At 57.4% G+C, this 18893-nt stretch carries 18 protein-coding genes, 2 tRNA genes and 2 pseudogenes; 10 read left to right on the forward strand and 12 right to left on the reverse strand.

All coding sequences use genetic code 11. From position 1 onward, the window contains the following. A pseudogene (locus KMP13_RS19375) lies at nucleotides 1-248 on the forward strand (IS481 family transposase); the annotation flags it as partial. Here the strand turns inward: KMP13_RS19375 and argB are convergent. After that, nucleotides 245-1105 carry an acetylglutamate kinase gene (gene argB / locus KMP13_RS19380; protein WP_215267679.1) on the reverse strand — a complete coding sequence of 287 codons (861 nt, stop codon included), beginning with the start codon at nucleotides 1103-1105 and terminating at the stop codon, nucleotides 245-247. The pseudogene KMP13_RS19375 and the gene argB sit on opposite strands and share 4 nt — an antisense overlap. Nucleotides 1106-1235: 130 nt before the next feature. On the opposite strand from argB, the gene KMP13_RS19385 reads away from it, so the two are divergent. Then, complete coding sequence (locus tag KMP13_RS19385; protein WP_215267681.1) at nucleotides 1236-1964, forward strand: SDR family NAD(P)-dependent oxidoreductase; 729 nt, start codon at nucleotides 1236-1238, stop codon at nucleotides 1962-1964. A 205-nt stretch (nucleotides 1965-2169) separates the two neighbouring features. On the opposite strand, the gene KMP13_RS19390 is transcribed toward KMP13_RS19385, so the two are convergent. From KMP13_RS19390 to rpmH, 10 genes are all read right to left on the reverse strand, one after another. Continuing rightward, a complete protein-coding gene (locus KMP13_RS19390; protein ID WP_215267683.1) occupies nucleotides 2170-3597 on the reverse strand; it encodes a PepSY-associated TM helix domain-containing protein in 1428 nt (475 codons plus the stop codon). 76 nt (nucleotides 3598-3673) lie between these two features. Continuing rightward, nucleotides 3674-4039, reverse strand: a complete 366-nt coding sequence (locus tag KMP13_RS19395; protein ID WP_215267685.1) for a DUF2946 family protein — start codon at nucleotides 4037-4039, stop codon at nucleotides 3674-3676. Nucleotides 4040-4041: 2 nt separating this feature from the next. Beyond that, complete coding sequence (gene yihA / locus KMP13_RS19400; RefSeq protein WP_215267687.1) at nucleotides 4042-4692, reverse strand: ribosome biogenesis GTP-binding protein YihA/YsxC; 651 nt, start codon at nucleotides 4690-4692, stop codon at nucleotides 4042-4044. Continuing rightward, nucleotides 4692-5438 (reverse strand): MOSC domain-containing protein, encoded by a 747-nt coding sequence (locus tag KMP13_RS19405; RefSeq protein ID WP_215267689.1) that lies wholly within the window; start codon nucleotides 5436-5438, stop codon nucleotides 4692-4694. Before KMP13_RS19405 ends, yihA begins: the two co-directional genes overlap by 1 nt. Next, complete coding sequence (gene yidC, locus KMP13_RS19410; RefSeq protein ID WP_215267690.1) at nucleotides 5435-7255, reverse strand: membrane protein insertase YidC; 1821 nt, start codon at nucleotides 7253-7255, stop codon at nucleotides 5435-5437. Before yidC ends, KMP13_RS19405 begins: the two co-directional genes overlap by 4 nt. 144 nt (nucleotides 7256-7399) lie before the next feature. Beyond that, nucleotides 7400-8935: a putative bifunctional diguanylate cyclase/phosphodiesterase gene (locus tag KMP13_RS19415; RefSeq protein ID WP_215267691.1), complete on the reverse strand. Its 1536-nt coding sequence runs from the start codon at nucleotides 8933-8935 to the stop codon at nucleotides 7400-7402. A gap of 64 nt (nucleotides 8936-8999) precedes the next feature. Next, nucleotides 9000-9887: a tRNA 2-thiocytidine(32) synthetase TtcA gene (gene ttcA / locus KMP13_RS19420; protein ID WP_215267692.1), complete on the reverse strand. Its 888-nt coding sequence runs from the start codon at nucleotides 9885-9887 to the stop codon at nucleotides 9000-9002. Between the two features lie 110 nt (nucleotides 9888-9997). Next, nucleotides 9998-10237 (reverse strand): membrane protein insertion efficiency factor YidD, encoded by a 240-nt coding sequence (yidD, locus tag KMP13_RS19425; protein WP_215267693.1) that lies wholly within the window; start codon nucleotides 10235-10237, stop codon nucleotides 9998-10000. A gap of 123 nt (nucleotides 10238-10360) precedes the next feature. Beyond that, a complete protein-coding gene (rnpA, locus tag KMP13_RS19430; protein WP_215267694.1) occupies nucleotides 10361-10777 on the reverse strand; it encodes a ribonuclease P protein component in 417 nt (138 codons plus the stop codon). A 56-nt stretch (nucleotides 10778-10833) separates the two neighbouring features. Next, a complete protein-coding gene (rpmH, locus tag KMP13_RS19435) occupies nucleotides 10834-10968 on the reverse strand; it encodes a 50S ribosomal protein L34 (protein WP_005632162.1) in 135 nt (44 codons plus the stop codon). Nucleotides 10969-11336: 368 nt separating this feature from the next. Between rpmH and KMP13_RS19440 the strand changes: the two genes are divergently transcribed. The 8 genes and pseudogenes from KMP13_RS19440 to KMP13_RS19475 all read left to right on the forward strand — a co-directional run bounded on the left by KMP13_RS19440 (nucleotide 11337) and on the right by KMP13_RS19475 (nucleotide 18095). Then, a complete protein-coding gene (locus tag KMP13_RS19440) occupies nucleotides 11337-12122 on the forward strand; it encodes a TVP38/TMEM64 family protein (protein ID WP_215267695.1) in 786 nt (261 codons plus the stop codon). A 4-nt stretch (nucleotides 12123-12126) separates the two neighbouring features. After that, complete coding sequence (locus KMP13_RS19445; protein ID WP_215267696.1) at nucleotides 12127-13545, forward strand: dihydrolipoyl dehydrogenase family protein; 1419 nt, start codon at nucleotides 12127-12129, stop codon at nucleotides 13543-13545. Nucleotides 13546-13572: 27 nt separating this feature from the next. Beyond that, the gene (locus tag KMP13_RS19450; protein ID WP_215267697.1) at nucleotides 13573-14970 is read left to right on the forward strand and encodes a sensor histidine kinase; all 1398 of its coding nucleotides are present in this window, start codon (nucleotides 13573-13575) and stop codon (nucleotides 14968-14970) included. Nucleotides 14971-15326: 356 nt separating this feature from the next. Further along, nucleotides 15327-15403: transfer RNA gene (locus KMP13_RS19455), tRNA-Arg, on the forward strand. A gap of 94 nt (nucleotides 15404-15497) precedes the next feature. Then, nucleotides 15498-15574: transfer RNA gene (locus KMP13_RS19460), tRNA-Arg, on the forward strand. A 565-nt stretch (nucleotides 15575-16139) separates the two neighbouring features. Further along, a pseudogene (locus KMP13_RS21125) lies at nucleotides 16140-16877 on the forward strand (IS110 family transposase); the annotation flags it as partial. A 196-nt stretch (nucleotides 16878-17073) separates the two neighbouring features. Next, nucleotides 17074-17595, forward strand: coding sequence for a DJ-1/PfpI family protein (locus KMP13_RS19470; protein WP_215267698.1), 522 nt, complete (start codon nucleotides 17074-17076; stop codon nucleotides 17593-17595). Beyond that, nucleotides 17538-18095 carry a GlxA family transcriptional regulator gene (locus KMP13_RS19475; RefSeq protein WP_215267699.1) on the forward strand — a complete coding sequence of 186 codons (558 nt, stop codon included), beginning with the start codon at nucleotides 17538-17540 and terminating at the stop codon, nucleotides 18093-18095. Before KMP13_RS19470 ends, KMP13_RS19475 begins: the two co-directional genes overlap by 58 nt. A gap of 418 nt (nucleotides 18096-18513) precedes the next feature. Here KMP13_RS19475 and KMP13_RS20750 read toward each other — a convergent pair. Then, nucleotides 18514-18893, reverse strand: a 380-nt coding sequence (locus tag KMP13_RS20750) for a permease (protein WP_251363966.1), incomplete at its 5' end; no start/stop codon positions are given.

The raw sequence follows: 18893 nt of genomic DNA on the forward strand, positions 1-18893 counted from the left end.
AACCATCCCTGGACCAACGGCCAGGTCGAGCGGATGAACCGCACGATCAAGGAGGCGACAGTGAAGCGAGACCACTACGACAGCCACGAACACATCTCGGCGACTTCATGGCTGCCGACACCCTTGCCCGCAGACACAAAACGCGCAGCAGCCTCACGCCCTACGAAAACATCTGCAAAATCTGGACTTCAGAGCCAGATCAATTCATCATCGACCCGATCCACCAGATGCCGGGACTGAACACCTAGGCGCGGATCATCGAGCCGGCACCGTGGTCGGTAAACAGCTCCAACAGGACCGAATTCTTCACCCGCCCATCGACGATGGTGCAGGCCCGCACGCCGCCGCGTACGGCTTGTAGCGCTGTTTCCGTCTTGGGGATCATACCGCCGGCAATGACGCCCTCGGCGGTCATGGCTTCGACGTCGGCGGCCTTTAGTTCGGTCATGACCTCACCCGCGGCGTTTTTCACACCCGCCACATCGGTCAGCAGCAATAGGCGATCCGCCTCAAGGCACTGGGCAATGGCGCCTGCGGCCGTGTCGCCGTTGATGTTGAGCGTTACCCCATCTCGGCCCACACCAATGGGCGCAATAACCGGGACCATGTCCTTGTCAAAGAGGTTCTTCAACACGGTCGGGTCCATGTCCACAGGTTGCCCCACAAGGCCAAGTTCGGGATTGGAGACATCACAGGTGATCAGATTGGCATCCTTGCCCGACAGACCAACCGCGCGTCCGCCCTGGCGGTTCAATGCGTGCACGATACGTTTGTTCACAACGCCAGAGAGCACCATCTCAACCACTTCCATGGTGGCGGTGTCGGTGACCCGCTTGCCGTTTACAAAGGTGCTCTCGATCTTGAGCTTGTCCAGCATGGCGTTGATCATCGGACCACCGCCGTGCACGATGACAGGGTTCACGCCGACCTGACGCAACAGGACGATGTCGCGAGCAAAACTGTCCATCGCATCATCACTGCCCATGGCGTGACCACCCAGTTTGACGACAACAATGGCATCGTCATAGCGCTGCAGATACGGCAGCGCACTGGAGAGTGTTTCGGCGGTGGCAATCCAATCCCGGTTCATGTCCTGTTTCTTCATCGCTCTATCATCCCTTTGACCGGTGGGTTTAGGGGCAATTCACCGCGCTGCCAAGGGGCGCGCGCGTTATTCCATTGCAGCGGTCCTAGCAATTGATAGATTTCCGCATATTCCTGACAGGAGAGACGACATGCGGCAAAAGACTCTACTGCTGACGGGGGCAAGCCGGGGAATCGGTCATGCCACTGTGCTCCGGTTTCACAACGAAGGCTGGCGGGTGATCACCTGTTCGCGCCAACCCCACCCGGCGGAATGCCCCTGGGGAGGTGGTGCGGAAGATCACGTCCAATTGGATCTGGGCGATCCCGCCGATACGATCAACGCGGTTGGTTTGATCCAGGAGCGTATCGACGGCAAATTGGATGCACTGGTGAACAATGCGGGCATTTCGCCCAAGGCCAAAGACGGCGGCCGTCTCAATACAATGAACACCGATCTGGCCGATTGGGGGCGCGTGTTCCACGTGAATTTCTTTGCGCCTGTGGTTCTGGCGCGCGGACTAAAGGATGAGCTGGCCGCCGCCAAGGGCTCGGTGGTGAACGTAACCTCCATCGCGGGCAGCCGGGTGCATCCCTTTGCCGGAGCGGCTTATGCAACGTCCAAGGCGGCTTTGGCCGCGCTCACACGAGAGATGGCACATGACTTTGGCCCGCTTGGCGTGCGGGTGAATGCGATCGCACCGGGGGAGGTCGAAACCGCAATTCTTAGCCCCGGCACCGACAAGATTGTCGAGAAATTGCCGATGCAGCGTTTAGGGCAACCGTTTGAGGTCGCTGATGCGATCTACTATCTCTGTTCTGATCAAAGCTCCTACATCTCGGGCGCTGAGATTGAGGTAAATGGCGCACAACACGTCTAAATTACTGAGCGTCGCGTTTCAGGCGAGGATCGGATTTAAGTATTTAGAAAAAGATGAATGAGACGCTGCTGAGCCACCATGACCTGCGGAGATGCGGGCCAAGGGCGTTTCATCTTTTCAAAAATACTTAAGCGCTTCCTTCACCTAGGATGCTGTGGTTTGAGACTGGCCGAGCAGGTCTCTTCCGACACGGCCAGCCCATTTGTTAACTCAAGGCGCGTTTTAGAACCGGTAGATTGCTCAGCAGGATGACATCCAGTGCCAGAACCGCCAGCAGGGTCAGCCCAACCAGCGGGAAGGCCATTGCGCAGAACAGCCCCACCAATACTGCGCCCTTCCAAAAGGGCATATCTGCGGGGATCGGTGGTGCCGACAGTTGTGATGCACCGGTTGGGCGACGTTTGAGCCACATGACCACGCCTGATACACAGATAAAGACTACCGACAGGCAAAACGCCATATTCAGCACAAAGTTCCAGGTACCCATCAGCCCCATATGCAGCGGGATGCCAACCGCCATGGATTTTCCGGCCCAAGAATAGTCATCAAAGGTCACGTCTGCCAGGATCTTGCCCGTGTATTGGTCCACGTGAATCGTGCGGTCAATAAACGGGTCTTTGCTGTCTGAGGACATGCTGTCCCGGTTGATGGTCCAAACACCTGCATCGCTGCCAGGGTAGGCAAGACGGAAGCGGCCCTCCATTCCCAATGCGCCCCCGAGTGCAATCAAGGTAGTCGGGGTTACGGGGTGACCCTCGGCAATACCGGTAATGCCAGCGCTCGATCCTGAGGCGGGCATGGGGGTCTGCTCCAAAGCCCAGGGCACGTCATTGGTGGCGCCGTGGTTCAGATGCTCTGCATGCGTCGCGTCCGACAGGGGCACCGCGTCCCATTTCTGTGCTGGGAAGGTTGACCAGGCCTGCACAAATTTTCCACCCCAGATCCCGGCCCACGACATGCCGGAAATCAGGAAAACGACCAGCAAGGCCGAGATCCAAAAGCCTATAACCCCGTGCAAATTTTTCCAAAGCGCCCGACCCCGCGCGGAGAAATTCGGGATCAAAGCCGCGCGCCAGTTGCCGCGCGGCCACCAGATATAAAGCCCGGTCAGCACTAGCAAAAGCCCAAGACCGGCAGCGATTTCGATCAGTCGGTCGCCGGTATCGCCGATCAACAAGGATGAATGCACGTTGTCGGCCCAGTCGTACCAACCCTGACGCCGATCCCAGACTTTGATCACATCACCGGTGTATTGGTTCAGGGCCACAAGGCGTTGGCCGTCTTCGACTTTGACGCGAAAGACGGTCGCCAGGGTTGCCGATTTTGGGCCGATCCATTCGGCAATTTCGCCGGGTTGCGCGTCCAGAACCGCCTCGGCCTGGGTGGCATAGGGCAGGGCGAATTCGGTGATCTCGCTCAGCGCGATCTTCTCTCCATCGCGCCCGTCAATTTGGGTCAGGAGCATCATCATCATGCCCGTCACCGCCAGGATGATCATGAAGGGCACAACGTAGAGCGCGGCATAAAAGTGCCAGCGCCAGGCTGCAAAGTAAAATTTCTGGGACAGTTTGGATTGGTCGTGCGAATTTTCGCCCGCGTCCTGCGGGTGGCGGGGTGCCGATTGGGGTTCCATGCGGAAGTCTCTCCATACCATTTATGGTTCCGGCCTCAAAACAGGCCGGTGAAATCAAAACGAATGTGTTTGGAAATCAGGAGAGTGCGGGCGGCCCGCGCGCATCATAACGCGAGTGAAAACCGGCGCTTGCATGGGTGAAAACTTCATGTGCCCAAGGGGAGCGTTTGGGGGCGAGATCCAATGGTGTCGCCGGGCTGTCTTCTAGGACTGCAACATGGGTGAGCGCCGCAAAAGGGCAGACCCGGTCGCCGTGGTGGTCGTCTGTCTCGTGGCTGGGCGTGTCGTCGCCCAGATCGACCCACTGTTCAATGGTCCCATCTACGGTACAGATGACCATCAACACCTTACCGTCCTCGCCCACCGTTGGCATCCAACCAGTGGGGATCATCCCAGCCACGGCCAGTGCAATCAAAACAAGATATGAGGACAGTTTGTTCATCTTCAGGGGAGATTGCAGATAATTGACCGCAATGTCGAGATGCCATCCCCTTTTTCTGAGGAAGTAAGAACGATTTCTGGATAGGCGGCAGGGTGTTTGGCCAGCGCCCCTTTTACCTGTTCAATGATCGCAGTGCGGTCTTTTTCTTTGACCTTGTCCGCCTTGGTCATCACGCATTGAAAAGTCACCGCCGAGGAGTCCAACAGCGTCATGATCTCTTCGTCGACCTTTTTGACGCCGTGGCGACTGTCGATCAGCACAAAGGCGCGGCGCAGGTTCTGGCGGCCGGACAGGTATTTCTTGAGCAGCTTCTGCCATTTTTCCACCACATCCAGCGGCGCATTAGCATAGCCATAGCCAGGCAAGTCGACCAGGTAGTGTTCGGGACCTTGCAGGAAGAAGTTGATCTCTTGCGTGCGGCCCGGCGTGTTCGATGCACGCGCCAGCCCTTTGGTGCCAGTCAGGGCATTGATCAGCGAAGATTTCCCGACGTTTGACCGCCCCGCAAAACAGACCTCGGTCCGGTCCGCTTCCGGCAGGCCGCTCATAGCGACCACACCTTTTAGGAATTCGGATTCGCGGGCAAAGAGCTTGCGCCCTTTTTCGGTTGAGATCTCATCCGGCGTCTCGGCCAGGGTAAATTGCATCTGCATTACAGGACTTTCACGGTGTCATTCAGGCGGATCTGGCCCGGGCGGATCACTTCCGCGCCGACAGAGAAATGCTGATGACCAAACCTGTCGTTCAAGGTCTTCAACGTCTCAGCGTCACGTTCGCCGGTTTCGGGATTGGCGGTGGTCGCCATGCAGCGTTCCATCCGTTCGCGCACGGCAAAGACGGCGGTGCCGATCTGAACTTCGCGGTCAATCCAGTCTTCTTCGGTCCAGGCGTCGTCCAGATCAAACCAGACATTGCTGCGCCAACGGTGACGCGACAGGGGCGTGCCAATTGCGGCTTCGACAGCGCGGTGCGACGCGAGGTTGGCCAAGGTTACCGACGGGTAAGGGGTATCTGTCATCGCTTGCGCAGCGGCGCGCACCACACGGGCGGGCATGGCGCGTCCTTCAGGCATCAAAGGGCGCACCCATTCGAGGAACCCAGCCGCATTGCCATCCGGGAGAAAGGTGATTTGCCCCGCCGCGGGGTGGGACAGGGTGACTTCGCCGGTTTGCGTGTTGTAGAGCGAGGAAATCGCCATCAGCTGCGGTGCGCCCGCAGCACGGGTAAAGTTGCGGCAGCGCGCCCATTCGGACCCATCCGCATCGGATGCGTCATGAGCAACCGCCCAAAGACGATCGCCGGGCATTGCATGCCCGGCGATCAGGGTTACCTGTTCCAGCGCCTCACGACCGTGTGCTTTGATCGTGTGGCGCCAGAGTTCTGTAACGGTATGGCTCATTCGGTCTCCGACTTCGCCTTGCGCTTTAAGCTCTTTTTGATGTTGCCAAACACATCGGGCGTATACCCGTGGCTGCGCATGATCAGATACTGCTGCGTAAAGGTGATGGTGTTGTTCGCGATCCAGTAAACCACCAGACCAGATGCAAAACCACCCAGCATGAACATAAAGACCCATGGCATCCAGGCAAAGATCATCTGTTGCGTCGGATCTGCGGGCGCCGGGTTCAGCTTTTGCTGCAACCACATGGATACGCCCAGCAGGATCGGCAGAACGCCAATAAAGACCAGCGCCATGATGCTTTCTGGTGCTGGTGCGGCCCAAGGGAAGGCGCCAAACAGGTTGAACAGCGAGGTCGGATCCGGTGCGGACAGATCCTGGAACGGGCCAAAGAAAGGCGCGTGACGCAGTTCAAGCGTGACGAAAATCACCTTGTAGAGCGAGAAGAAGATCGGGATCTGGATAATCAGTGGCAGACAGCCCGCCGCCGGATTAACCTTTTCCTTCTTATAGAGCGCCATCATCTCTTGTTGCATCTTCTGGCGGTCGTCGCCTGCACGCTCTTTCAGCTTTTCAAGCTCTGGCTGCAGCTCTTTCATGCGCGCCATCGAGGTGTAGGATTTATAGGCCAGCGGCAGCACCAGGATCTTGATCAACACGGTCAGGCCGATAATGGCGACACCCATGTTGCCGATGATCTGGTTCAGCCAGTGCAGAACGGCAAAGATCGGTTTGGTCAGGAAGTAGAACCAACCCCAGTCGATGCTGTCCAAAAAGCCTGCGATGCCACCTTTTTCATAGGCTTTGATCGTCGCCCATTCCTTGGCGCCGGCAAACAGCTGGCTGGATGTTGATGACGACGCACCGTCGACCAGGGTGACGGTCGGCATGACCACATCCGCCTGATAGATATCGCGGCTTGGGTCGTATTTGGTGATCGCGCGGAACCCTTCGCCGTTTTCTGGGATCAGGGTTGCCATCCAATAGTGGTCGGTGAAGCCGATCCAGCCATTGTCCTCGACCGCAATAGTCTCGGTCGCGGCACCATCACGTGGGTCAACGTCGAAATCCTGGATGTTGTCATATTTGATCTCCGACAGCTCACCATCGGTTTCGCGCACCAGGCCTTCATGCAGGATGAAGAAATTCTTCAAGTCCTCGGGCAGGCTGTGACGGGCCAGGGTGCCATAAGGCGCCAGGGCAACGGTCGCACCGGAGGTGTTGGTGACCGACTGGTCGACCAGGAACATGTAATCCGCATCAACCGAGATTGTGCGTGTGAACGTCAGGCCATTTCCATTGTCCCAGCTCAACGTGACTGGGGTCTCTGGGGTCAGGGTCGCATCTGCGGGCGCGGACCAGATGGTGTTGGCGCTTGGCACGTCGTCGATGTCAAGACCCGAACCGGGCGCCCAGCCATACAGCGCGTAATAGGCGCTGGCGCCGCCAACCGGGGTCAGCAGTTTGACGATATCGGATTCGGGATCGTTGGTGACGCGGTAATCCTTGAGCGCGAGGTCATCGATCCGACCGCCTTTGAGCGAGATCGAGCCTTCGAGACGCGGGCTGTCGATCTCTACACGGGGCGCATCGGCCCCTGAGTCAGCTGCGTTTGTCACGGCCGCCGCATCGACCGGCTGGGCTGCTACTGCTGAGGGTGCCGAAACCGGGCCATCGGCCGGTGGCGTCAACTCAGCCTGGGACAACTCCGTCGGTGCAGGCTCGACAGCCGGCTGCGGAAATAGGATGTACCAACCGAACAGCACCACGGCGCTGAGTGCGGTTGCAAGTAAAAGGTTCTTATTCTGATCGTCCATGTGGGACCGCCACCTCGTGCATGCCAAAGACAGGGTGGTTCAACAGATATGGGTCACAAAGGTCAAGCAGAATCCGGGCCTTTGCGTCCATCCAATGCGCATCCGCCCTGCTTTGGGCGGTTCAAACCGGCATTCCGCGAGGTTTTAGGAGCTGCCACCAATGGCTGGCGGCTCTTTCAGTTTCGACTGATGGGTCGCGATCCAATCCAGCGTCTGGTCAAAGGGCATGGGGCGACCGATGCCGTAGCCTTGTACGTGGTCACAGCCCAGTTGCGCCAGCAAAGCGTGTTCACCGACGGTTTCCACACCTTCGGCCAGCGTCTCCAACTCCAGCCGTTCGGACATGGTCAGAATCGCGGCAACCATTTTCTGCTGTTCGGGGTCGCGGTCGGATTTGGTGACAAAGGAGCGGTCAATTTTGATCCGGCGCACATTGAAACGACGCACCGCACCGATGGACGCATGACCGGTGCCAAAATCATCTAGATCAACACCACAGCCCAGTTCACCCAATGAGGCGATGTTGCGCACGATCATATCTTCGGGACTGTCGCTGACCACGGTTTCTAGAACTTCGATGCATAAACGCTGCGGTTCCAAGCCAAACCGTTCCAGGTCCCATTTGATCCGCTCGATCAGACCGGGGTTGCGCAGCTCATCGGCGGCGAAATTCACCCCCACTTGCGGGACATCAACACCGGCCGAGTCCCAGGCTTTGATGGCGGAGAGGGACTGATACACCATCACCTCGCTCAAACGCTCCATCAGGCCCGCATCTTCCAAGGCAGGCAGGAAGGTGGTGGGCGGGATCATCCCATGAACGGGATGGAGCCAACGCGCCAGGGCCTCAAAACCAGAGATTTGGCCGGTATCTGTGCTGATTTGTGGTTGGAACCAAGCCTGGATCTGGCCACTTTCGAGGGCTTGTACCACTTCGCCATGCAGATTGCGGCGGCGTTTGGTCCGGTGATGGAGTTCCGCCGAATAGGCACGCATGCCAGATGGACCGTTATGCTTGGCCTCTTCCAACGCCGCAAAGGCGGCGGCTGTCCAGCTGTCGGCCTCTTCCTCGGGCGTATGACGGCGGCTGCAGAACCCGATGGAACAGGTCACATAGATCGACGTCCCATCCAGCGAGATCGGCTGTTCCAGTTTGGTCTGATAGCGGCTGGCTAGTTGGATGCATTGTTCAAGGTCGAGTTGCGGCAGCGCGCTGAGACAAATCGCGAATTTATTGTCTGCAATACGCGCAATACAGTCACGACCACGGGTCGCTTCCCGCAGGCGTTGACCCAATTGCCGCAGCACGTTGTCTACCGATTGGTTGCCATATTCGCTCTCAAGATCTGCGTATTGGTCAATCTCGATGATGAAAATCGCCGAATTCAGCCCCTTTTTGCCGGAAGCTGCAAAAATATCGTGAACACACATCTCAAATCCGTCCCTCAGGACGAGGCCCGTTGTCAGGTCTTGTGGGGTGTTACCTCCACGGGAAAACATGCCGATAACCGCAAAGAACAGCGGCAACCCGAGCGCAGCACAGAGCAACGCGTATTCGCCACCCATCCAATATGTGCCCAAAGTGAGAGCAGGCAAAAACGCCAACACCGGGGGACCCATCAGGACAGGTGCCAGCGATTTACGCAGCCGTGCCAGCAGACCTGAGTTAGACATATTCATTTGCGGACCTTTCACCATATACGCGGCTTGGGTCCACACTAGGGGCGGTGTTCTAACTGAACCTTTAACGCAGGGTCGGAATCTCCTTGGATTCAGTCAAATCCGATGTATTATTTGTGGTAAGGCCCATGAAATCAAAAAGCTTGGGGTCAAGAAGATGTGAAGGACGCGCATTCATCAACGCTCGGAACATGACCTGACGACGCCCCGGAGAGTTTGATTCCCATTGATCCAGGATCTGTTTCACCTGCTGACGTTGCAGCCCATCCTGGCTGCCGCACAGATCGCAGGGAATGATCGGGTAGTTCATATCACGGGCGAATTTCTCACAATCGGCCTCAGCCACATGGGCGAGCGGGCGATAAAGAAACAGATCGCCTTCCTCGTTCACCAGTTTGGGCGGCATGGTGGCCAGACGCCCGCCGTGGAAAAGGTTCATAAAAAACGTCTCAAGAATATCGTCGCGATGATGGCCGAGCACAACCGCAGAACACCCCTCTTCGCGCGCGATCCGGTAAAGGTTGCCGCGCCGCAGGCGGGAACACAGCGCGCAAAAGGTGCGCCCAGCGGGGACCTTATCCATCACAATCGAATAGGTGTCTTGGTACTCAATCCGGTGGGGGACGTCCATTTTCTCAAGGAACTCAGGCAATACCGTGGCCGGAAACCCTGGCTGACCCTGATCCAGATTGCAGGCAAGAAGGTCCACCGGCAGCAGCCCACGCCACTTCAGCTCATAAAGCACCGCCAGCATGGTGTAGCTGTCCTTGCCACCCGACAGGCAGACCAGCCATTTGGGACGGCTGCCGTCTTCGCGCTTTTCCACCATACCGTATTGCTCAATCGCCTCGCGCGTGTTGCGCACAATACGTTTGCGTAGCTTCTTAAAAGCTGTGGTGTTTGGGGCTCCGACAAAAAGCGGATGGATTTCGTCCAGATCATCATCAAGCATGCGGTTTCCCGTAGCTGAGGCCGCTTGCTTTGCCAAGGAAAAATGAAACCTGTGTCAGTCTGGCTGGGCATCTCACCCGGTGTCGCCGAAGTCCACGCAGGACGCTTCGTTCACGCTTTTGGGTCGTTGCTGTCCGGCACGGGATCATAGCCATCGCCGCCCAGCGGATGACATCGCCCCAAACGCCGCAGCGTGAGCCACGTGCCTTTGATTGCGCCGTGTTTCTCAAGCGCTTCCAGCGCATAGGCCGAACATGTCGGCTGGTAGCGGCAATTGAACCCAACCCAAGGGCTGAAAATCAGCCGATAGGCGCGCACGGGAAGGGAGACGAGATAGGCAAAAGGTGTCATGCGGCACAGATAACTTCCAATGGTCTGCCGCGCAATCCGCGCCGCGTCAGCGGCGCTTGACCCAAACGGGGGAGGGGCTTCTTTGAAGCCGCCGAGACGGGCGGGAGCGCCATTTTTGCGACGTTACGCGATGTGGACTTTCTTCAGCGCGTAGATCAGATCGCGTTGCAGGCTGTCAAAATCACGCTGCGCAGTGGCGTCAAAACGCCCGATCAGCACATAGTCCCAACCCTGACGCCCATGTTCTGGCAGAACCAGCCGGGCGATCTCACGCAGGCGTCGTTTGGCGCGGTTGCGAGCCACGGCGTTGCCAACTTTCTTGGAGCAGGTGAAGCCGACGCGCGCAGGGCCCTCGTCGCCGCGATTGCGTCCTTGAAGCATCATCGCCTTGGTGCCCTGCCGTTTGGCACGTGCGGCCAACAGGAAATCGCGACGTTTGGCGATAATCTCCACACCGCCCAGGTTTTTGGGCGACGCCTTGGTCTGTGCGCAAACGGAAACCACCGGAGGCGTGATCCCTGCGATGATATCATCGTCCATGGGCGCCTCCGGCGGTTTGAATTCCGTTCCTTACGGACTTGACTAAGTCGCGTGTATTACGCGCTCAGTGACTTGCGACCACGTGCGCGGCGCGAGTTCAGAATTTTGCGGCCTGCCTTGGTGGCCATACGCGCACGGAAGCCGTGGCGGCGTTTGCGAACCAGGTTCGAAGGCTGATAGGTGCGTTTCATCGCTCCGGTCTCCTAAGCTTTGCGGGAACAGTGCGGAATCACACACACCCGGGATCAATCTCGAAGTCCGGTCTTTAGAAGTGAATGGGGGGTAAGTCAAACCCCTTTCCGAGGCTCGGGCGCGGTTTTGGTGCAAAACTGCAATATTTCTGTTCAAAAGGTTTCAAAAACCTGAGAAGCGATACCACCAAACCCATTCGAACTGTTGCATTTCTCACAAAAACAAACCCAAGGATCAAGGGGGCGTGATGGTCTTCGGGTGGCTCTCGCTTTGCAGGTCATTAGCGCGTAGCTACATAACAACCTTAGAAGATCCCTATTCATATCATAAGGCGCGCCAGATCGGGCGTCCAATACCGAGGTGTTTCATGAGCGAGACAAGCGAGCCCCAGCCCAACCAAGCCAAAAAGTCGGGCCTGGCGCGCCATCTGCCGCTGATTGCGGTTGTGGCTGTTGCCGTGATCGGAGCGATGACGCTCAAAGATTATCTGACCTTTGCGACGCTGCGCGACAATCGCGAGGCGCTGGTGGCGTTTCGCGACCAGAACTATTTGACCATGCTGGCAATGTTCATGGGGATCTACGTGGTGATCGTCGCCTTTTCTCTGCCCGGGGCGGCGGTGGCATCGGTCACAGGCGGGTTCCTGTTTGGCCTTGGGATGGGCACTTTTGCCAATGTGATTGCGGCCACGATTGGGGCCACGGGTATCTTTTTGGCGGCGCGCTGGGGCCTTGGTGAATTTCTGAATGCCAAGATCGAGAATGCCGGCGGCCGGGTACAGAGCCTCAAAAACGCGTTGCGCCAGAATGAGATTGAGGTCCTGCTGCTGCTGCGCCTGGTGCCTGCGGTGCCGTTTTTTGTCGCCAACCTTCTGCCTGCGCTGGTGGGCGTCAAACTGCGCAACTTCCTGTGGACCACTGCGATTGGCATTATTCCGGGTGGCATTGTCTTTACCTGGATCGGCGTTGGTCTGGGCGAAGTGTTCGACCGCGGCGAAGACCCGGATCTGAGCCTTCTGTGGGAACCTCATATTATCGGCCCAATCCTGGGCCTCTGCGTGCTGGCGGCCATGCCTATCGTCGTCAAGGCCATCCGCCCACCGCGCGGCAAGAAGACGGCAGATACTGCAGACACCTCCGACAAGACGGAATGAATCAATGGAAAATTTGACCTGTGACATCCTGGTGATCGGCGCCGGATCCGGCGGCCTGTCCTTTGCAGCCGGTGCCAGCCAGATGGGCGCCAATGTGATCCTTCTGGAAGGGCACAAGATGGGCGGCGATTGCCTGAACTTTGGCTGTGTCCCCTCCAAAGCCCTGCTGGCCTCGGCCAAGGTGGCCTATGGCCAGTCCAATGGCGCAGCCTTTGGTGTGGCCGATCAGGTGCCCCAGGTGGATTATGCGGCGGCCAAGGACCACGTGCGCGATGTGATCGCCACGATTGAACCGATGGACAGTGTGGAACGTTTCGAAGGCTTCGGCGTCAAAGTGATCCAGGAATACGGACGCTTTGTTTCTTCGACCGAGGTTGAGGCGGGCGATCATCTGATCACTGCACGCCGGGTTGTGATCGCCACCGGCTCCTCTCCTTTGGTGCCGCCGATCCCTGGCCTGGGCACCGTGCCCTATGAAACCAACGAGACCCTGTTTGAGCTGAATGAAAAGCCCGAGCATCTGCTGATTATTGGCGGCGGGCCCATCGGTTTGGAAATGGCGCAGGCCCATGTGCGTCTGGGCTGCAAGGTCACCGTGCTGGAAGGGGCCAAAGCCTTGGGCAAGGATGATCCCGAACTGGCCGCCATCGTGCTGGACAATCTGCGCGCCGAAGGGGTTGAGATCGTCGAGGGCGCGCTGGCGTCCGAGGTGCGCGGCGGGGCAGGGGCGATTGAGATCCTGACCAAGGACGGCGCGTCGTATCGGGGCACTCATCTGTTGATGGCTGTCGGGCGCAAACCCAATATCGAAAAACTCAACCTTGAGGCCGCAGGAATCGAGACCACACGTACGGGCATCAAGGTGGACGACAGTCTTAAAACCACCAACTCCAAAGTCTACGCGATTGGCGATGTTGCGGGTGGGCTGCAATTCACCCACGTGGCGGGCTATCATGCAGGCGTGATTATCAAATCCGCACTCTTTGGGCTGCCCTCAAAGGTCAAGACCAATCACATCCCCTGGGCCACCTATACCGATCCCGAACTGGCGCAGGTGGGGCTGACCGAAGCGCAGGCACGCGAGAAACACGGCGACAAGCTGGAGGTGGCGCGTTTCGAATACCACCACAACGACCGCGCCATTGCGGAGCGTAAAACCAAGGGCCTGATCAAGGCGATGGTGGTCAAAGGACGACCTGTCGGGGTCTCGCTCGCAGGGCATCAGGCGGGCGAACAATGTGCGCTGTGGTCCATGGCATTGGCAAATAATATGAAGATGAGCCAGATTGCCGCAATGATTGCACCCTATCCAACGATAGCAGAGCTTAACAAACGGGTCGCGGGGGTCTATTTCTCTCCTAAGCTATTCGAAAGCCAGTTTGTTAAACGGATGGTAGGGTTCGTCCAACGATGGATGCCCTAGCGTCGATATAAGATCAAAGGGAGCATAATGCTCAACACACTTTCAGGAAGATTTCTGATCCTGACCACGGTCTTTGTGATGCTGGCCGAGGTGTTGATCTTTGTTCCCTCGATCTCGCGGTTTCGTCAGGAATATCTGCAGGACCGGCTGGAGCGCGCGCAGATCGCCTCTTTGGCGTTGCTGGCGGATGACATGCTGGACACCGAACTGGAAGCCGAGCTCCTGCAGAACGCGGGCGTCTATAATGTGGTGCTGCGGCGCGACAAGCTGCGCCAGCTGATGCTGGCCTCGCCGATCCCAGAGCCGATTGCCGATACATTCGATCTGCGCGAAGCCACGCCCATGATCTTGATCCGCGACGCGATGATGCGTTTGACCAAGAGTGAGAACCAGGTCATCCGCATCATTGGTGAGCCGGTGCGTGGAGCGGGGCTTCTGATCGAAATCACCATCGAAACAGAGCCGCTGCGGGCGGCGATGCTCGATTATGGTCTGCGTATTCTGATCTTATCCGCCGTGATCTCGATCTTTACTGCCATCCTGCTCTTTGGAGCGGTGCGCCTGTTGTTGGTACGTCCGATCAAAGGCGTTGTGGGGTATATGCAGCGCTACGCACAGGCGCCCGAGGACGCCCGTGGCATCATCACCCCAAGTGCTGGCGTGGTAGAGTTGCGCGAGGCTGAGGAAGCCTTGCAGCAGATGCAGGTGGAGCTGACCCACGCATTAAAGCAACGTGAACGTTTGGCGCAGCTTGGTGGCGCAGTGGCCAAAGTCAGCCATGACTTGCGAAATATCCTCACCTCAGCGCAGTTGTTCACCGACCGCATCGAGATGAGCGAAGACCCTACCGTACGCCGCCTTGCGCCGAAATTGGTGAACTCGATCACCCGCGCGGTCTCCTTGTGTGAAAGTACGCTGGCCTTTGGCCGCGCCGAAGAGCCTGCACCGACGCTAACCATGGTGCCGCTGCACACGGTTGTCGAAGACGTCGTCGCCGGGGAGACCTTGGCCGAGGATACCGGCCTTGTGACCATCGCCTCAGATGTTCCACATGATCTGGTGGTCCGCGCCGATCCCGAACAGCTGTTCCGGGTGATCATGAATTTGGTCCGCAACGCCCGTCAAGCCATTGCCGCAACCAATACCGAAGGGACGGTCTTGATCGAAGCTGGCGAGATCGGCACTGATTGGTGCATCCAGGTGGTCGACAGCGGCCCAGGCCTGCCGCGCAAAGCCCAGGAGAACCTGTTCACCCCGTTCCAAGGCGGCACCCGCAAGGGCGGTTCTGGTCTGGGCCTTGCGATTGCGGCGGAACTGGCCCGCGGGCACGGTGGCCAGGTGCGTCTGAATCGTACGGGTCCAGATGGCACCGCGTTTGAGGTCATTCTGCCCAAAGGTGACGGCGCGCTTCAGGCAGTGATCTAAGCACTGGCTCTTAGCCCACCGCGCATTTGCGATTGTTCACACGAGCTTAAGTCGTAGCGGGTTTGCTGCGGCGACTCACGACCTAGATAGAGACAATAGCGGCGAGCAACAGGGTTCCAACGGTTGATAGAGTGCGAACGTGTTCCGCTTGGTGCAGATGAGAGATACGAGGGTAGATGGCAACGTGTTGAAGATTTTTTGATACTGGTCTGGTCCAGCGTCCCAAGCTACAATCTGAATTGCCACAGATGGCTTTTGGAGAAGGCGTTCCAAACACTCAGGCCTATGATTTGTAAATTAGTTTGTTTTTGGGGTTGCGACTCCTGCAGGCTCGCATTAAACCCCGGCTCCACAGTGGACCGATAGCTCAGCTGGATAGAGTACCTGACTACGAATCAGGGGGTCGGGGGTTCGAATCCTCCTCGGTCCGCCACTACACTTCGATCGCAAATTCAGGCGATTAAACCGGCGCAGGTAGGGCGCGCCAGACGGCAGAACCGGGTCCCCCGTTGGATCCGTAACATATTGGACCGATAGCTCAGCTGGATAGAGTACCTGACTACGAATCAGGGGGTCGGGGGTTCGAATCCTCCTCGGTCCGCCATTATCTTCTTGTAAGACCTCACGCGACTTTGACCTTTGCGTCATAAACTGACTCAAACTCTCTTTTGTCTCCTTTCTTTACGTTACTGTCGAACTGATCTTCTTTGAAAAATCAGCGCTGATTTACAGGAAGACGGCGAAGCCGCCTGTTCCTGCAAATCGGCCACGTGGCGAACGCGGATGGGGGCGAGGCAATGCTATTCGACAGGAATGGTGCGGCCCGCAGCGCAGCGAGGACCCGGCCTGTTTAATAGAGTTGCCCGAGGGGGAAGGCTGCGCCTTCACCCTGACGTGACGCAGTGGCGTTCGGCGACTGCCGAACCCCAAAGAACAATAAAACTAATGTGCGGCAGGATAGAACGGCCCTAAGCTGCCTTTCGCGCAGTCTCTCGACGCTGCGGTGCGGCTTCCTCAAAGCGGACATCGGAGCAGGTGCGCAGCATTTTGATAGGCTGGAGGTCCGCTCAGCGGGACAGAGCTGATGGGGTGGATGGCTCCTGCTTCAACCGGCGTCGCAATGCGCCATATTGCAGGTGTCAAAATCTGCTTATGAGAGGAGCCACCCCATGCAAGTTACCACAATCGGCGTTGATCTGGCCAAGAACGTTTTCCAAGTCCACGGGATCACCGCGAGCGAAGAAGTCGTGTTCAACAAGCCGCTGCGACGAGCGCAATTTCTGCCGTTCTTTGCAAAACTGGAACCGTGCCTGATTGGCATGGAGTCGTGCAGCAGTGCGCATCATTGGGCCCGTGAACTGACAGCTCTTGGTCACGAGGTTCGGCTGATTCCGCCGATGTATGTGAAGCCATATGTCAAACGCGGTAAGTCTGATGCCATTGACGCCGAAGCAATTTGCGAGGCAGTGACTCGACCCACCATGCGGTTTGTTGCGACCAAAACAGTCGAGCAGCAATCCCTGTTGTCGCTGCATCGGGCGCGTGACCTTTAGGTGCGCCAAAGAACGCAACTCATCAACAATCTGCGTGGTCTGGTCGCGGAGTTCGGTATCTTCATTCCCAAAGGGCTGGCCCGTGTGATTGGATTTGCTGAGGACATCACTCTTGGTGAAGTGCTCGACTTGCCAGACATCGCCAACGAGGTGATCCGCAACCTGTCAGAACAGCTCATGGCTCTGCATAAGCGGGTCCGATGGTATGAAGAGCGCCTCAAGCAAGTGGCCAAAGAAGATGCGCGTATCCGTTTGCTGCGCACTATACCTGGCGTCGGCGCGGTGACGGCTTCTGCGATCATCGCCAGCATTGGAGATGAACACCAGATCAAAAGCGCGCCCAGCTTCTTCGCCCGCGCCACCCGGTCGATACCCTTCATCGTATACGGCCAGTTGTCCGGAGATGTGGCAGGTATTCCCCACGACAACAGCGTTGGAGATTGGAGACGGCGATGCAGGTACGCCCGGAACATCCGTGATAAAAGTACGTAACATGTGATGGTTCTCGCATTGCTGGGTTGTATTGACAGCAACCTATTCCGTGTGACCAATGTCGGAAATGATTGCCAGCCTTCAAAATCAGACAAAGTGCCCTCATTCCGTTGTTATCTTGGGCTTCGATGAAGTCCTGCTCATGGATGTGGCTGGTCCTGCTCAGGTCTTTGCATCCACCAACAAGGTTCTCGGATGGAAAGCCTACGACATCACTATTGCCAGTAAAGACGGCGGCGATGTTACGACAGATACCGGATTGTCCTTATGCGCCGAGGTGTCATTTGCCACAGTTTCCAGCGCGGACATCCTTGTTGTGCCCGGTGGTCCCGGTGTGGATCAGTGTTTGGATGATCCATCACTCCACCATTTCCTGATAGGAGTCGAACCAGATGTGGAGCGTTTCGTCTCTATTTGCTCGGGCAGTCTTCTCACCGCATCGGCAGGACTACTAGAAAGCAGAAAAAGCACGACACATTGGGAGCGCGCTGACCTCGCTCACCAGCTATTTCCGAGCGTAGATTGGCATCTGGACGAATATTCACACATGACGGCAAGTTCTATTGTTCGGCGGGCGTGACGACAGGCATTGATCTCGCCCTGTCACTGGTTGAAGCGGATCACGGGCGGCGTGTTGCGCTTGGTGTGGCCCGCGAGATGGTGGTGTTCATGCAAAGACACGGAGGACAATCGCAATACTCGGAACCGTTAAAGGCTCAGGCGACATCCAGTAAGCGCCTGAGCGACCTCTATAACCGCATCGAACAAGACCCTGCTGCACCATGGAGCGTGTCAAGAATGGCTGAGTTTGCAGGGGCAACGGAGCGCACTCTACATCGCGATTTCATGCATGAATTTGGTCAAACACCTTCACGCTTCGTCGAGGAGAGACGGCTTGCCATCGCCCGATTGTATTTGGAAAGTAGCAGGAAATCGGTCAAGGAAATCGCATCAATTTCAGGGTTTGTGAATGAGCAGAAGATGCGTCGAAGTTTTGTGAAGCTGTTAGGTATCCTGCCGACCGAGTATCGGGACCGTTTTGGGGAAGCCGCCATTCGTGACGAGCGCAGCATCGGTTAAAATGGGCTCGAAGCCGACTTGCGGCGCTGCGGCACCATAGTTGCAACGATAACGCACCTAGTCTCCGCTGCCAGATGACGCCAGCCAGCCCAAACTCGACATTCGATCCCGGTGCGGAAAGCCCTATGCTGCGGTTGTGTGATCCCTATGCCAATTTCCCGAAAGCGTACTTTCAGAGAGGCATGGCTGACCTGGCGGATGCTGCGTCCCGCTCCAATGGCAGCGAAGCGCAGCTAGTGACATTTGCAAAGTCTGGCGATCTGCCACCCGGGCGGCGGTCCAATGCTGCACGAGCAATGGAAAGAACAGACCTTCGCCGCAGGTGCAGCCACCAATCAATATCGAACGGAAGGGCTGCGGACATAGCGACATTTCGCTGCGGTTGCGCCAATGGCAGCACTTGGGAGGCTGAAGCCCTTTAAACTACCCACTCAAATATATATCCCGCTGCCAGCGAACCCAGAACAGCCAAGGCGAGATATAGCAAAAAAGGTTTCAGTTTTAGTACCGGCGCAATGGCCATAGCGCCCCAGATGCTGACAACACCGCCTGAGATCAAAAAGGCCATCGCGGCGCCCTCGGACATGCCGTTTTCAATCAGACCACGGGTCAAAGGAAGCGCGGCGTGTCTGACGTCAGCGCCTATGGGTCCAAATAGCGTTATTTGATAAGAGAGTGTTTCTGGCTCATCGTAACCACTGAGGAGTGGAAGATGAGACAGACAACTGGAACCCGCAAAAGTCCTGGCGAGAAGATCGTCAAAGATATCAAACGCGCCGACCGCTGCCCGGCAGCACC

It is taken from the genome of Epibacterium ulvae, assembly GCF_018678075.1.
In the GTDB taxonomy this organism is placed as follows: Bacteria; Pseudomonadota; Alphaproteobacteria; order Rhodobacterales; family Rhodobacteraceae; genus Epibacterium; species Epibacterium ulvae_A.

What these genes read in the sequence shown, in the direction of transcription:
- KMP13_RS19395 (WP_215267685.1), bottom strand. Translation starts at nt 4,039, where the DNA reads ATGAACAAACTGTCCTCATATCTTGTTTTGATTGCACTGGCCGTGGCT.
- KMP13_RS19385 (WP_215267681.1), top strand. Translation starts at nt 1,236, where the DNA reads ATGCGGCAAAAGACTCTACTGCTGACGGGGGCAAGCCGGGGAATCGGT.
- yihA (WP_215267687.1), bottom strand. Translation starts at nt 4,692, where the DNA reads ATGCAGATGCAATTTACCCTGGCCGAGACGCCGGATGAGATCTCAACC.
- KMP13_RS19440 (WP_215267695.1), top strand. Translation starts at nt 11,337, where the DNA reads ATGAGCGAGACAAGCGAGCCCCAGCCCAACCAAGCCAAAAAGTCGGGC.
- KMP13_RS19450 (WP_215267697.1), top strand. Translation starts at nt 13,573, where the DNA reads ATGCTCAACACACTTTCAGGAAGATTTCTGATCCTGACCACGGTCTTT.
- KMP13_RS19470 (WP_215267698.1), top strand. Translation starts at nt 17,074, where the DNA reads ATGTCGGAAATGATTGCCAGCCTTCAAAATCAGACAAAGTGCCCTCAT.
- rnpA (WP_215267694.1), bottom strand. Translation starts at nt 10,777, where the DNA reads ATGGACGATGATATCATCGCAGGGATCACGCCTCCGGTGGTTTCCGTT.
- KMP13_RS19445 (WP_215267696.1), top strand. Translation starts at nt 12,127, where the DNA reads ATGGAAAATTTGACCTGTGACATCCTGGTGATCGGCGCCGGATCCGGC.
- argB (WP_215267679.1), bottom strand. Translation starts at nt 1,105, where the DNA reads ATGAAGAAACAGGACATGAACCGGGATTGGATTGCCACCGCCGAAACA.
- KMP13_RS19415 (WP_215267691.1), bottom strand. Translation starts at nt 8,935, where the DNA reads ATGAATATGTCTAACTCAGGTCTGCTGGCACGGCTGCGTAAATCGCTG.
- rpmH (WP_005632162.1), bottom strand. Translation starts at nt 10,968, where the DNA reads ATGAAACGCACCTATCAGCCTTCGAACCTGGTTCGCAAACGCCGCCAC.
- KMP13_RS19405 (WP_215267689.1), bottom strand. Translation starts at nt 5,438, where the DNA reads ATGAGCCATACCGTTACAGAACTCTGGCGCCACACGATCAAAGCACAC.
- yidC (WP_215267690.1), bottom strand. Translation starts at nt 7,255, where the DNA reads ATGGACGATCAGAATAAGAACCTTTTACTTGCAACCGCACTCAGCGCC.
- yidD (WP_215267693.1), bottom strand. Translation starts at nt 10,237, where the DNA reads ATGACACCTTTTGCCTATCTCGTCTCCCTTCCCGTGCGCGCCTATCGG.
- ttcA (WP_215267692.1), bottom strand. Translation starts at nt 9,887, where the DNA reads ATGCTTGATGATGATCTGGACGAAATCCATCCGCTTTTTGTCGGAGCC.
- KMP13_RS19390 (WP_215267683.1), bottom strand. Translation starts at nt 3,597, where the DNA reads ATGGAACCCCAATCGGCACCCCGCCACCCGCAGGACGCGGGCGAAAAT.